Raw genomic sequence first — 13,336 nt, 5'->3', positions numbered from 1 at the left:
GCGGCGGCACATCCAACATCTTTGCCAACTGATCCACCGCTTTCGCGAGCAAGCTCACTCCTGCAATGTTCTGCGTTGACCATTGGTTTGGTGCTGCCACAAACCCCCAGTGGGAGCGGGCTTGCTCGCGAAGGCGGCGGCAAATCCAACATCTTTGCCGACTGATCCACCTCTTTCGCGAGCAAGCTCACTCCTGCAATGTTCTGCGTGGACCATTGGTTTGGTGCTGCCACAAACCCCCTGTGGGAGCGGGCTTGCTCGCGAAGGCGTCGGCACATCCAACATCTTTGCCAACTGATCCACCGCTTTCGCGAGCAAGCTCACTCCTGCAATGTTCTGCGTTGACCATTGGTTTGGTGCTGCCACAAACCCCCAGTGGGAGCGGGCTTGCTCGCGAAGGCGGCGGCAAATCCAACATCTTTGCCGACTGATCCACCGCTTTCGCGAGCAAGCTCACTCCTGCAATGTTCTGCGTGGACCATTGGTTTGGTGCTGCCACAAACCCCTGTGGGAGCGGGCTTGCTCGCGAAGGCGTCGGCACATCCAATATCTGTGTTGACTGATCCACCGCTTTCGCGAGCAAGCTCGCTCCTGCAATGTTCTGCGTGGACCATTGGTTTGGTGCTGCCACAAACCCCTGTGGGAGCGGGCTTGCTCGCGAAGGCGTCGGCAAATCCAACATCTTTGCCGACTGATCCACCGCTTTCGCGAGCAAGCTCACTCCTGCAATGTTCTGCGTGGACCATTGGTTTGGTGCTGCCACAAACCCCTGTGGGAGCGGGCTTGCTCGCGAAGGCGTCGGCACATCCAATATCTGTGTTGACTGATCCACCGCTTTCGCGAGCAAGCTCGCTCCTGCAATGTTCTGCGTGGACCATTGGTTTGGTGCTGCCACAAACCCCTGTGGGAGCGGGCTTGCTCGCGAAGGCGTCGGCACATCCAACATCTTTGCCGACTGATCCACCGCTTTCGCGAGCAGGCTCACTCCTGCAATGCTCTGCGTTGACCATTGGTTTGGTGCTGCCAAAACCCCCTGTGGGAGCGGGCTTGCTCGCGAAGACGGCGGCACATCCAACATCTTTGCCGACTGATCCACCGCTTTCGCGAGCAAGCTGGTTCCCACAGATTGACTCCGGGTCTCAGTAGGGGCTGGCGGTAGGACGTACGATCAATTCGCTGACGTCGACATCTGCCGGTTGTTCAACGGCGTAGGCAATTGCACGGGCGATGGCTTCGGCGGGGATGGCGATTTTGCGGAAGGACTTCATCTCAGCACGGCCATCTTCATCGGAGATGCTGTCGGCCAGTTCCGATTCGGTCACGCCCGGTGCGATGACGGTAACGCGGATATCGCCGCCGACTTCCTGGCGCAAGCCTTCGGAAATCGCCCGTACGGCGTATTTGGTCGCGCAGTACACCGCTGCGGTGGGGCTGACGGCGTAGGCGCCGATCGAGGCGATGTTGATGATCTGCCCGGCGCGCTGGCGCTGCATCAACGGCAGGCTGGCGGCGATGCCGTGGAGTACGCCACGGATGTTGACGTCGATCATGCGGTTCCACTCATCGACTTTCAGCGCGTCCAGCCGCGACAACGGCATGACCCCGGCGTTGTTGACCAGCACATCGACACGGCCGTAATGCTCCACGGCAAAATCGACGAAGCGCTGCACATCCTGCTGATCGGTGACGTCCAGTGCGCGGAACTGCGCGTGGCCACCGGCGCTATTGATCTCTTCGGCAATCACTGCCAGACGCTCGGTGCGCCGTGCGCCCAACACCACTTTGGCGCCACGTTCGGCGAGCAGGCGTGCGGTGGCTTCGCCGATGCCGCTGCTGGCGCCGGTAATCACGATCACTTTGTCTTGAATGTTCAGCATGATGTCGTCCTCTTCAATGTGCCCGTGAGTGGGCTTGGAAGAAGATTAAGTGCTGGGGCTCATGGGTTATTAATCGATTCCTCCACGGGATTTGCCCAATTCTGCTGCATCGCTTTTCGACAGGTTTCAGGCCCCACGTGGCGCATCGCGGTAGGCACTAGGCGTGACGCCGACTTCACGGCGGAACACCTGGGAAAAGTGGCTGGGGCTGGAATAGCCAACCTCCAGGCCAATGTCGATCACGCTGCGTGCGGTCTCCAGCAACAGATGACGCGCGCGGCTCATGCGCAGGCGGATGAAGTATTGCGAGGGCGATAAACCGGTGGCGCGCTTGAAGGTGCGGCTGAAGTGGTAGTCGCTCAGCCCGGCGATGGCGGCCAGATGACTGAGGCTGAAATCCTCCGCCAGATTCGCATTCATGGCTTCGATCACCCGGCGCAGTTTGTAGGCGGGCAGGGCGTTGTCGCGGCGCGGGTTGCTGTCCGGGTCGAGATAGTGCCGCAGCATATGGATCGCCAACGCCTGAGCCAGGCTGTGTACCAGCAGTGCACTGGGCTGGCGCTGTTCGGTCAGTTCGATGCGCAGTTGCTCAAGGATGAAGCTGACCTGCTCGTCACGCGCACCGGACACATCGACAAACGTCACTGCACCGGCCTGTTCGCCGAACGCTTCGCGCGCCGCTTGTTCGATCAGGCCCAGACCGAGGTAGAGGTGCATGACTTCGAAGACCTCGCAACCTTCGGTTTGCCAGCGCATTTCATAAGGTTCGCGGGTGTTGGTCAGGAAGAAGTCGCCCGCCGTGACCTGGCTCGCCTGCCATTCTCCGCCCAACGAACGTTCTTCGACCCGGGCAGTGCCGGCCAATACCAGCACCAGCAGCGGTTCGGCCACGCACGGCACGCGGATCGGCTCAAGCAGGGTTTGATGGCGGAAGAGCTGCACCACCGCATCCTTGATCTGCGGCCGCGGCGTGGTCGTTTCCGCAACACCGGGCAGATGCTCCGGCATGGCTTCGGCAGCGATGCGCGCGGGCTGGCTGATTGTCGGCGTAGCAGGGCTGGCAGGGGGCACAGGACGCTCCATGAAAAGCTTTGGCTGCGAATGATTTTGAAGGTTAGGGCGGGCGACTGAGAAATTCCAGCGCAAAACTCCGACAGTCCCGGCAATCGCCCGAAAGCCCGGCGGCGGAGAGTGCGCGACAGTGAAGCCGTGTTTACGACCGCGCCATCAGGCGCAACACCGATTCGCTATCGAGGAGTTAAAACCATGACTGATTTCAACCACACCCTGCCACAAGAAGTCGCCGGTAAAGTTGCACTGGTCACTGGCGCGGCCAGTGGCATCGGCAAGGCGATTGCGCTGATGCTGCACGCTCGCGGCGCCAAGGTGATTGCCGAAGACCTCAACCCGGCTGTCGAAGAACTGGCTCGTCCCGATCTGGTGCCGCTGGTGGCGGACATCACCAAGGACGGCGCCGCCGAACGCGCAGTCGGCCTTGCCGTCGAGCAGTTCGGGCGCTTGGATATTCTGGTCAACAACGCCGGGATCATTATCAACAAAGCAGTGATCGACATGAGCCGCGACGACTGGGAAAAGATCCAGGCAGTGAATGCCACGGCCGCCTTCCTGCACTGCCGCGAAGCGGTCAAGGCGATGATCCCGAACAAGTCCGGCGCGATCGTCAATATCGCTTCCTATGCGTCGTACTTTGCCTTTCCGACCATTGCCGCCTACACCGCTTCCAAAGGCGCGCTGGCACAACTGACCCGTACGCTGGCCCTGGAAGTCATCGAGCACGGCATTCGCGTCAACGCCATCGGCGTCGGCGATGTGGTGACTAATATCCTCAATGACGTGGTCGAGGACGGCCCGGGCTTCCTCGCGCAGCACGGCGAAGCGGCGCCAATCGGTCGGGCGGCGCAGCCGGAAGAGATCGCCGAGATCGTGACCTTCCTGGCCTCCGAGCGCGCCAGTTTCATGGTCGGCTCGGTGGTCATGGCCGATGGCGGCATGACGGTAACAGCGGGCTGATAACGGTACAGCCATGGGCGCGCGCGATCGCGCGTCCATGGTTTTACTCCGGTCCAAGCGACGCAGAATCAGGCAAATCTGCAGCATCTTTGATCTAGTCGCCGCTGGGTAAAACTGGCTAATCTTCCTCCGCAGTTGACCGACCTTCGTCTGCTTTCGAGGCCCTTTGAATGGATAACCACGATGCTTCCATCCTCCACGACACGGCGGTGTATCGCGCCGAGCTGGTGCGCTTGCTCACCCAGCGCTTCGATGCGCCGGGCACCTACGAAACCGCGATTGCGCCGCTGCACGTGATCCGTCTCGATGGACCGTCCGAGCTGATCCACGTCGTGCATCGGCCGGCGCTGTGCCTGATCGTGCAGGGGCGCAAGGAAGTCGGGCTGGGTGACGAACGCTTCATCTACGACCCGCTGAATTATCTGGTGGTGTCAGTGACGTTGCCGGTGTCTGGACGGGTCATCGAAGCCTCGCCCGAGGCGCCGTATTTTTGCGTACGGCTGGATTTCGACCCGGCACAACTAACGCAACTGATTGCCGAGTCGCCGCTAACCGGCATGCCGCAGGAAACCGGGCGCGGCATGTTTCTCGACAAGATCGACGTGACCCTGCTCGACACCATGCTGCGTCTGGTGCGTCTGCTGGATAGCCCGCGCGACATCGGCATGCTCGCGCCGATGGCGTTGCGCGAGCTGTATTACCGTCTGCTGCGCGGCCAGCACGGGCATCTGCTGTATGAGATCGCCGTCAGCGATTCGCAGACCCACCGGGTCACGCGCGCCATCGACTGGCTGAACAGGAATTTCACCGAGCCACTGCGCATCGACGCGTTGGCGCAGGTGGCCAATCTGAGCAATTCGGCGCTGCATCACCGCTTCAAAGCCGTCACCGCGATGAGCCCGCTGCAATATCAAAAACAGCTGCGCCTGCAAGAGGCGCGGCGGCTGATCATCAATGAAGGGCTGGACGTGTCCAGCGCCTGTTACCGCGTCGGCTACGAAAGCGCTTCGCAGTTCAGCCGCGAATACAACCGCCAGTTCGGCTGCCCGCCGTCGAAGGAACTCAGCCGCCTGCGCCAGACCGGTTGATTACCGCGGGGGTCCCGCCCATTCCTCACGAAACCCCAACAGAAAATCCACAAACGCCCGCACCCGCTGCGGCACATAGCGGCCGTGCGGGTAGAGCAGGGTGTAGGGGCGCGAACGTCCGGCGTACGGTTGCAGCACTTCAATCAGGCGTCCATCCGCCAGTTCCTGCTCGACGATGAAGCGGTAAGTCTGAAACAGCCCGGCGCCGTGCTTGGCCAGTGTCACACCGCCGAGCACATCGTCGGAACAGGAATAGCCACCGTCGGAAATCACTTCCAGGTCCCGGCCGTTTTCCTGAAACAACCAGGAAATCCGCCGCCCGCTGCTGGGCAATTCGAACTGGATGCACTCATGCGCGATGAGATCGTCGAGGGTCTGCGGCGTGCCGGCTCTATGCAGGTATTCGGGGGCGGCGACCACCACCAGGGCGGCGTCTTCCAGCAGGCGCGCGATCAGGGTCGAGTCCGGTTGTGCGCGCACGCGTATCGCCAGGTCGTAGCCCTCTTCGACGAAGTCGATATTGCGATTGCCCAAATGCACGTCAACCGTGACCTCGGGGTACAGCGCGCGAAATTTCGGCAGCAGCGGCAGGATGCGGTGGTGCCCGTAAGTGGTTGGCAGACTGATGCGCAAGCGACCTGAGGGCGAAGTCTGCGCGCCCATGACTTCCTGCTGCGCTTCGACCAGTTGCGTCAGCGCCTGGCTGCATTGTTCGAAGAAGCTCCGTCCGGCGTCGGTGAGGCGAATGCTGCGCGTGGTGCGGGCAAACAGTCGCGAACCCAGGCGTTGCTCCAGACGCAGAATCGACCGGCTCACCGCAGCGGGCGTGACCCCGGCCAGTTGCGCGGCGGCGGTGAAGCTGCCGGCTTCGGCGGCCAGGCAGAACAGTTCGATACTGCCTAACTGCAAATCTTCAAAATGGCGTTTCATTGTGGCTCGCACCGAGGATCGACGGACGTTCATCCTCTGTGTACCACAACCAACGACGCCGCCGGTATCCACCGGCGGCGTTGCAGGGTTTCGATCAATGGCCGGCGCTCTGGCCACCGTCGACATGCAGGATCTCGCCAGTGACGAAGTTCGCGCTGTCGAGGTAGAGGATCGCTTGCACGATGTCGTCGATTTCCCCATGTGGCCGACCGGGTGCAGGCTGCCCAGCGCCTGATGGGTTTCCTCGGCGTGCATCGGCGTTTTGATGATGCCCGGCGACACGGCGTTGACCCGAATGCCGCGCTTGGCGTACTCGATCGCCAGGGATTTGGTCGCGGCGTTGATGCCGCCCTTGGTCAGCGACGCCAATACCGAAGGCACGCCATCGATTGCATGATCGACCAGGCTGGTGGTGACGCTGACGACGTGGCCGCTGCCGTGTTCTTCCATCTCGGCGATGGCCAGTTGCGAGATGTAGAAGAAGCCGCTCATGTTGGTCGCCACGACCTGGGCATAGTCCGCCTGGCTGTAAGCGGTGAACGGCTTGGCCAGAAAGATCCCGGCATTGTTGACCAGCGTATCGACGCGACCGAAGCGGGCAACAGCGGCGCGAATCACGCGCTCGGCGGTTTGCGGATCGGCAATGTCACCGGCGACGGTCAGAACATCCGGGTCGCTCGACTCTTTGATCGAGCGCGAGGTAGCGACCACTTGATGGCCAAGGGCGCGAAAGCCTTCGACCAGACCTGCACCGATGCCTTGCGAAGCGCCGCTGATGACAACTACTTTTTTCGATGTGCTCATGATGATTTCCTCTGTCGCTGGCCCGTCAGGATGGCGGGTGGCTGTTGGAGGAGACTTTAGGAAGTTGTGCCGAGTTGATAAATGGGGGCTAAGGTACATCATTTGTGCTGTGGTGTATCTAATCAGAGCGGGCCTCGAATAATTGTCCCGTTTGAGTGGACGGTGAAACGCTTTTCAGCCGATTTATCCCTTTGCTGTGCGTCAGTAATCTGTACCCAACTTGAACGCAACAACAAAACTTCAAACTTGAAAAGGGACGTACACCATGACCACTCCAACCTACAACCGCCTGAACAAAGACGACGCTATCGTGCTGCTGGTTGACCACCAGACCGGTCTGATCTCGCTGGTGCAGGACTTCTCGCCGAACGAGTTCAAGAACAACGTGCTGGCGCTGGCGGATCTGGCCAAGTTCTTTGACCTGCCAACCATCCTCACCACCAGCTTCGAACAAGGCCCGAACGGCCCGCTGGTACCGGAGCTGAAAGAGATGTTCCCGGACGCGCCGTACATCGCTCGCCCAGGTCAGATCAACGCTTGGGACAACGAAGATTTCGTCAGGGCAATCAAGGCCACCGGGCGCAAGCAGATCATCATTGCCGGTGTCGTGACGGATGTGTGTGTAGCGTTCCCGACCCTGTCGGCGCTGGCGGAAGGCTTTGATGTGTTCGTGGTCACTGATGCCTCCGGCACCTTCAACACCACCGTGCAGCAAGCCGCGTGGAGCCGCATGACTCAGGCTGGCGCACAAATGATGAACTGGTTCTCGGTGGCCTGCGAGCTGCACCGCGACTGGCGCAACGACATCGAAGGCTTGGGCAACCTGCTGTCGCAGCGGATTCCCAACTACCGCAACCTGATGAACAGCTACTCGGCGCTGACGCAGCAGAAGTAAGATCACCACCCACGAAAAAGCCTGCTGTGACAGCAGGCTTTTTTGCGTTCGAATTTGCAACGCGGTCGCTGTAGGAGTGAGCCTGCTCGCGATTGCGTCGGCACATTCAACATCTTCATTGCTGGTGTACCGCTATCGCGAGCAGGCTCACTCCTACAGGAAATTGCATTTCTCCTGAGCAAACAGCGTCAACTGTGGCAGCGAGCCTGCTCGCGAAGACGGCGGCACAGTCACCCGAGCAATTCACTGATCCACTGCATCTCTTGCCTCAGCGCATGAATTTTGTCCTCCGGCAACGTCTGCTGCGCTCGCGTAAACTGCCCCAACGTCTTCTGCCGCTGCTTCAGCCTGCGTTGCCATTTATGCAGAAATGCCGGGCAGCGTGCCCGCAGATGCAGCGGTCCGAAAAACAGTTCCCTGGCATCGTAAGTCACCGGATCAGAGGCACGTTCGGCAACGATAATTTCGTAGTCGAAGCGGTTCTCGTGCAGCACTTCTTCGCAAACGATCCGGTAGCCGTTATCCATCAACCACTGGCGCAACGCTTGCTCGCCGCCGTTGGGTTGCAGGACCAAGCGTTCGTGGCCGCTGAGATGGGCTTTGCCATTGTCGAAAATATCGCGAATGGTTTCGCCACCCATGCCGCACAGGGTGATGGCGCTGATCGCATCGTCAGGTTTGATTGCCGCCAGGCCATCGGCCAGGCGCACGCTGATCTGGCCGTGCAGGTCGTTGTCCTTAACGGTGCGTTGCGCCGCGTGAAATGGCGTCAACGCCACCTCGCCAGCCACCGCCGCTGTAATAAGTCCGCGGCGCAGCAAGGCCACCGCCAGGTAACCGTGATCGGAGCCGATATCGGCCAGTCGCGCCCCCACTGGCACATGGGCGGCGACGCGTTCAAGGCGCATGGACAATGTCTGTTGGTTCAACGGCGACCCCTGTTCACCCAACGGTGGAAAAAGGGGTGCGACTGTGGCGAGCAACGTGGGCGCTGTCAAATCGCGCCGATGGATTCCCGAGCCATCGGCAGCATGTCGCTGCCGATGGACGTTGGCGCTTAGCCGGCGAGGGTTGCGTTGTCGATGACGAAGCGGTATTTCACATCGCCCTTGAGCATGCGCTCGTAGGACTCATTGATCTGGTCGGCACGGATCAATTCGATGTCGGAAACGATGCCGTGCTCGGCGCAGAAATCCAGCATCTCCTGAGTCTCGGGAATGCCGCCGATCATTGAGCCGGCAATGGTCCGCCGCTTGGTGATCAGGTTGAACACGTTCGGCGATGGATGCGGCGAGGCAGGCGCACCGACCAGGGTCAACGCGCCATCGCGCTTGAGCAGCACGAGGAAGGCGTCGAGATCGTGCGGCGCTGCGACGGTATTGAGGATGAAGTCGAAGCTCTTGGCGTGTGCCGCCATTTCCTCGGCATTGCGCGACACCACCACTTCGTCCGCGCCCAGTGCCTTGGCCGCTTCACGCTTGGATTCGGAAGTAGTGAATGCGACGACATGCGCGCCCATGGCGTGGGCCAGTTTGATGCCCATGTGGCCGAGGCCACCGATGCCGACCACGCCGACTTTCTTGCCGGGGCCGGCGTTCCAGTGGCGCAGCGGCGAATAAGTGGTGATGCCAGCGCAGAGCAGCGGCGCGACGGCGGCCAGTTGCATTTCGGGATGACGAATGCGCAACACGTAGCGCTCGTGCACGACGATGTTTTGCGAGTAACCGCCGAGGGTCCAGCCCGGTGCGTCCGGGGTCGGGAAGTTGTAGGTGCCGATCATGCCGTCGCAGTAATTTTCCAGACCGGATTCGCAGTCATCGCAGTGCTGGCAGCTGTCGACGATGCAACCGACACCGACCAGATCGCCGACCTTGTAAGCTTTGACGTGATCGCCGACCGCCGAGACGCGGCCGACGATTTCATGGCCGGGCACGCAAGGGAATTGCGTGCCAGCCCATTCGGCGCGCACCTGATGCAGGTCGGAATGGCAGATGCCACAGAAGGCGATATCGATCTGCACGTCGTGCGCCGCCGGGGCGCGGCGGTTGATCTGCATGGGCTCAAGGGGTTTGTCGCCAGCGTGGGCGCCGTAGGCTTGCACAAGCATGTGAGCATCCTCCATGGGGTAATCGGACGCCCATTGTTGCGCCTGGGGTCGGGCGTGAAGTAGTGCATTTCTGTGCAATGCTTGCCTGATTCTGCTGTTGATTGCGCAACCGAAAGGCAGCCGTATGGCTGCCTTTCCAGGCTCAACGCGGATTGGGTTGATCGTCCATCTCGGCGTTGTCGGTTTCTTGGCGTACGCGCTCCGGGTCCAGGCCGGTAGCATCATCCAGTGGGATTTCGCCTTCGTTGTCGGGCAGTTCGTCGATGCCGCGTTCCTTCATCGGATCGACCTCGGTACGCCCCGGACTCAGCGGATCCGGGGTGGTTGGAAGCGGATCATCACCTTGCTTGCCTTGATCATTGTTCATCTGACACCTCGCAATGGCCGTTTTCTATGGCTTGTGCAAGTTGGAGATGCGGGTGATTTTCGCCGTTCGATTTTTTTGCCTGCCTTCGGTCGCCTCGTAAAAAAGCGGAATTTCTCCAACGCTCGCGGCTCCATAAACCAACAAGCCAGAGGCGAGGACGCAATGATGAGCAGCTCATTCAAGGTCGGCGATGCGGTGCGCTGGAATTCCGAGGCCGGCGAGATTCACGGCAAAGTGGTCAAGGTGCACACCCGCGACACCGAGTTCATGGGCCGCCACCGCCCGGCCTCGAAAGACGCGCCGCAGTACGAGGTCAAGAGCGACAAGACCGGCCATTTGGCCATGCACCACGGCGACGCGCTGAAGCGCGCTTAGAAACGCGCCAGTCGATAGGGCTCGGTGTCGGGCAGCGCGACGGTCGCGCCTGAGACCATTTGCCCGATCATCTCCGCCGTCACCGCCGCCTGGGTCAAGCCCAGATGTTGGTGACCGAAGGCGAGCAACACCTTGCCGTCGCACACCTGATCGATCACCGGCAGCGAATCCGGCAGCGACGGGCGAAAGCCCATCCATGGAGTTGCGCCATCAGCGTTCAGATCCTTGCGAAACAGACCTTGGCTCAAACGCTGCAACTGCCAGGCACGTGCCATGTTCGCTGGCCGCTCCAGCCCGGCGAACTCGACCGTGCCGGCCAGGCGCAGGCCTTCGCGCATCGGCGTCATGATGAACTTGCGTTCCAGCGAGGTGACGGGGAAGGGCAGGCGATCATGCTCGTGCGGCAGCATCAGGTGATAGCCGCGTTCGGTGTCCAGCGGCACCTGCTTGCCAGTCAGCGCGGCGGTGAGTTTCGCCGAGTGTGCACCGCAGGCCAGTAACACGCGGCTGGCCGTCGCACCGCCGTTGCCCGTCATCAATAAGACGCCGTTTTCCTGCACGTAGCCGCCCTGAACCCGCTGCCGGAGAAAACTCACGCCGCTGCTGCGAGCCGCTTCGACCAGTGCGCAGACCACCCGATAGGGATCAAGGAAATGCCCGGTGCGCGGAAAAACAGTCCGCCCTGAATCTGTTGGCTGAGTTGCGGCGCCGTTTCGCGGATCGCCCCGGTTGGCCAGTAATCCACCGGCACTTGCTGCTGCTTCAGGCGTGCCTGCAACGCTTCGATTGCCTGCTGCGATTCGGTTTTTCGAAGACCAGTAACGAGCCGTCAACCTTGAGCAGATCGGTGCGCTGGATATCGCTGAGCAAGCGCTGCCAGGCGTCGAGACTGCTTTCATTCAGCGCACGCAAGCCCGCGACGGTTTTCTGAAAAGGCTCAGGCCGCAGATTCAGCAGCAAGCGGGTGAACCACGGCAGGGCGCGCGGCAGGTATTTCCAGTCCAGGCGCAGCGGCCCCATCGGATCCATGAGCATGGCCGGCAAACGCTTGAGGATCGATACGTCAGCAATCGGAAACACTTGCTCAGTGGCCAGATGTCCGGCATTACCGAACGAAGCGCCATGCCCCGGTTCCTGCTGATCAATGACCACCACGCGCAAACCCTGGCGCGCCAGGCGCAGTGCGCAAGCTACGCCAATGATCCCGGCGCCGACCACGGCGATGTCGTGCGAAGGATTATTCGCCATGGCGTGTCGCTTCCCGGTGGCCATCGAGCAAGCGCCGAAGGTTGAGCGGATTGGCCTGTTGCAGCGCCGTCGGCAGCAAGCTGTCGGGGAAATCCTGATAGCACACCGGACGCAGGAAACGCAGGATCGCCGCAGTGCCCACCGAGGTGCTGCGCGCATCTGAAGTCGCCGGGTAAGGCCCGCCATGCACCATTGCATCGCAGACTTCCACGCCGGTCGGCCAGCCGTTGACCAGCAGGCGCCCGGCCTTGCGTTCCAGGGTTGGCAGCAACGTACGCGCCAGTGCAAGGTCGGCGTCATCCAAGTGCAGGGTGGCGGTGAGTTGGCCTTCCAGATGTTCGCAGACCTGACGGATTTCTTCGTCACTGCTGCAATGCACGACAAGCGATGTCGCGCCGAAGACCTCAGCTTGCAAACGCTGATCGGCAAGAAAATCCGCCGCCTCGGTACTGAAGACATGCGTCTGACACTGATTCGCGCCGCTGCCGGGTTGGCCAGCCGCTACCGTGCGTGCGCGGGGATTGTCCTGCAAAGCCGTCACGCCTGCTTGATAGGCGCCGAAGATGCCGGGCGTGAGCATGGTTTGCGCCGCGCTGCGCGGGATCAGTTCAGCCACTGCGCTGAGAAACCCGTCGAGCGCCGGACTTTTGCGGGCAATCAGCAATCCCGGGTTGGTGCAGAATTGCCCGGCGCCCAGTGTCAGCGACGCGACAAACCCTTCGGCCAGCGCCTGCGCGCGATTTTCCAGCGCGGCGGGAAACAGCAAAACCGGGTTGATCGAGCTCATTTCCGCATACACCGGGATCGGCTCGGGCCGCGCTTGCGCAGCTTTCATCAAGGCCAGACCGCCAGTGCGCGAGCCAGTGAAACCAGCGGCTTTGATGCGCCAGTCGCTGACCAGTGCGATGCCGACTTCGTAGCCAGAATCGAACAATAAGGAAAACACGCCCTCGGGCAGAGCGCAGGCTTTGACCGCTTGCGCGACTGCGCGGCCGACCAGTTCGCTGGTGGCCGGATGCGCGCTGTGCGCCTTGACGATCACCGGGCAACCAGCCGCCAACGCCGCAGCGGTGTCGCCACCGGCCACGGAAAATGCCAGCGGAAAGTTGCTCGCACCAAACACCGCGACCGGCCCCAAGGCAATCTGTCGTTGCCGCAGGTCGGAGCGCGGCAGTGGCTGGCGTTGTGGTTGCGCATGGTCGACGCGCACGTCCAGCCATTCACCGGCGCGCACCGTGCGGGCGAACAGGCGCAATTGCTGGCAGGTGCGCCCGCGTTCACCCTCAAGGCGCGCGCGCGGCAAACCGGTTTCGGCGTGGGCGCGTTCGATCAGTTCATCGCCAAGGTTGTCGATGTGCTCGGCAATGCTTTCGAGAAATGCCGCACGGGCGCTCAGGCTGGTTTCGCGGTACGCGTCTTGCGCCGCCCAAGCCATGGCGCAGGCCTGTTCGACCTGTTCGGCTGACGCGCCGGCGTATTCCGGATCAAGCGCCTCGCTGGTCGCGGAATTGATCCCGCGAAAGGCCGGACGATGGCCCGCTACGCCTTGTTGGCCGATCAGCATGTTGCCCGTTAAAGTCATGGTGTCTTCCTGTGAAAATCAGAGAGGCCTGC

At 61.5% G+C, this 13,336-nt stretch carries 11 protein-coding genes and 3 pseudogenes; 5 read left to right on the top strand and 9 right to left on the bottom strand.

Annotation, left to right across the window (positions count from 1 at the left end; genetic code table 11):
• Positions 1-612: 612 nt before the first annotated feature.
• A pseudogene (locus tag LJU32_20915) lies at positions 613-729 on the top strand (transposase).
• A gap of 410 nt (positions 730-1,139) precedes the next feature.
• Here the strand turns inward: LJU32_20915 and LJU32_20910 are convergent.
• Both LJU32_20910 and LJU32_20905 read right to left on the bottom strand, forming a co-directional pair.
• Positions 1,140-1,877, bottom strand: a complete 738-nt coding sequence (locus LJU32_20910) for an SDR family oxidoreductase (protein WKV88008.1) — start codon at positions 1,875-1,877, stop codon at positions 1,140-1,142.
• A 126-nt stretch (positions 1,878-2,003) separates the two neighbouring features.
• On the bottom strand, positions 2,004-2,885 hold the full coding sequence (locus LJU32_20905; protein WKV91164.1) for an AraC family transcriptional regulator: 882 nt from the start codon (positions 2,883-2,885) through the stop codon (positions 2,004-2,006).
• A 258-nt stretch (positions 2,886-3,143) separates the two neighbouring features.
• Here LJU32_20905 and LJU32_20900 point away from each other — a divergent pair, with 258 nt between their 5' ends.
• Both LJU32_20900 and LJU32_20895 read left to right on the top strand, forming a co-directional pair.
• Complete coding sequence (locus tag LJU32_20900; protein WKV88007.1) at positions 3,144-3,908, top strand: SDR family oxidoreductase; 765 nt, start codon at positions 3,144-3,146, stop codon at positions 3,906-3,908.
• A 170-nt stretch (positions 3,909-4,078) separates the two neighbouring features.
• Positions 4,079-4,996 (top strand): AraC family transcriptional regulator, encoded by a 918-nt coding sequence (locus LJU32_20895; protein WKV88006.1) that lies wholly within the window; start codon positions 4,079-4,081, stop codon positions 4,994-4,996.
• Here the strand turns inward: LJU32_20895 and LJU32_20890 are convergent, their stop codons facing one another.
• Positions 4,997-5,926, bottom strand: a complete 930-nt coding sequence (locus tag LJU32_20890; GenBank protein WKV88005.1) for a LysR family transcriptional regulator — start codon at positions 5,924-5,926, stop codon at positions 4,997-4,999. It abuts the gene before it with no gap.
• 94 nt (positions 5,927-6,020) lie between these two features.
• Positions 6,021-6,730: pseudogene (locus LJU32_20885) on the bottom strand (SDR family oxidoreductase).
• Between the two features lie 265 nt (positions 6,731-6,995).
• Between LJU32_20885 and LJU32_20880 the strand changes: the two are divergent.
• Positions 6,996-7,625, top strand: a complete 630-nt coding sequence (locus LJU32_20880; protein WKV88004.1) for a hydrolase — start codon at positions 6,996-6,998, stop codon at positions 7,623-7,625.
• Positions 7,626-7,855: 230 nt separating this feature from the next.
• Here the strand turns inward: LJU32_20880 and LJU32_20875 are convergent, their stop codons facing one another.
• The 3 genes from LJU32_20875 to LJU32_20865 all read right to left on the bottom strand — a co-directional run bounded on the left by LJU32_20875 (position 7,856) and on the right by LJU32_20865 (position 10,099).
• Positions 7,856-8,533 carry a tRNA (adenine(22)-N(1))-methyltransferase TrmK gene (locus LJU32_20875; protein ID WKV88003.1) on the bottom strand — a complete coding sequence of 226 codons (678 nt, stop codon included), beginning with the start codon at positions 8,531-8,533 and terminating at the stop codon, positions 7,856-7,858.
• A 149-nt stretch (positions 8,534-8,682) separates the two neighbouring features.
• The gene (locus tag LJU32_20870; protein ID WKV88002.1) at positions 8,683-9,732 is read right to left on the bottom strand and encodes an NAD(P)-dependent alcohol dehydrogenase; all 1,050 of its coding nucleotides are present in this window, start codon (positions 9,730-9,732) and stop codon (positions 8,683-8,685) included.
• 142 nt (positions 9,733-9,874) lie between these two features.
• Positions 9,875-10,099 (bottom strand): hypothetical protein, encoded by a 225-nt coding sequence (locus LJU32_20865; GenBank protein ID WKV88001.1) that lies wholly within the window; start codon positions 10,097-10,099, stop codon positions 9,875-9,877.
• Positions 10,100-10,264: 165 nt separating this feature from the next.
• On the opposite strand from LJU32_20865, the gene LJU32_20860 reads away from it, so the two are divergent.
• Entirely contained in the window at positions 10,265-10,474 is a 210-nt protein-coding gene (locus LJU32_20860; protein WKV88000.1) for a DUF2945 domain-containing protein, read from the top strand.
• Here the strand turns inward: LJU32_20860 and LJU32_20855 are convergent.
• Together LJU32_20855 and LJU32_20850 are read right to left on the bottom strand one after the other, a co-directional pair.
• Positions 10,471-11,722 (bottom strand): annotated as a pseudogene (locus tag LJU32_20855) (FAD-binding oxidoreductase). The gene LJU32_20860 and the pseudogene LJU32_20855 sit on opposite strands and share 4 nt — an antisense overlap.
• Positions 11,712-13,304 carry an aldehyde dehydrogenase (NADP(+)) gene (locus LJU32_20850; protein ID WKV87999.1) on the bottom strand — a complete coding sequence of 531 codons (1,593 nt, stop codon included), beginning with the start codon at positions 13,302-13,304 and terminating at the stop codon, positions 11,712-11,714. Before LJU32_20850 ends, LJU32_20855 begins: the two are co-directional and overlap by 11 nt.
• Between the last annotated feature and the right edge of the window lie 32 nt (positions 13,305-13,336).

This window comes from Pseudomonas sp. B21_DOA (assembly GCA_030544685.1).
Taxonomy (GTDB): Bacteria; Pseudomonadota; Gammaproteobacteria; order Pseudomonadales; family Pseudomonadaceae; genus Aquipseudomonas; species Aquipseudomonas fluorescens_AO.
Note: the sequence above shows the minus strand (reverse complement) of the source record. Positions and strands in the feature narration are given on the sequence as shown.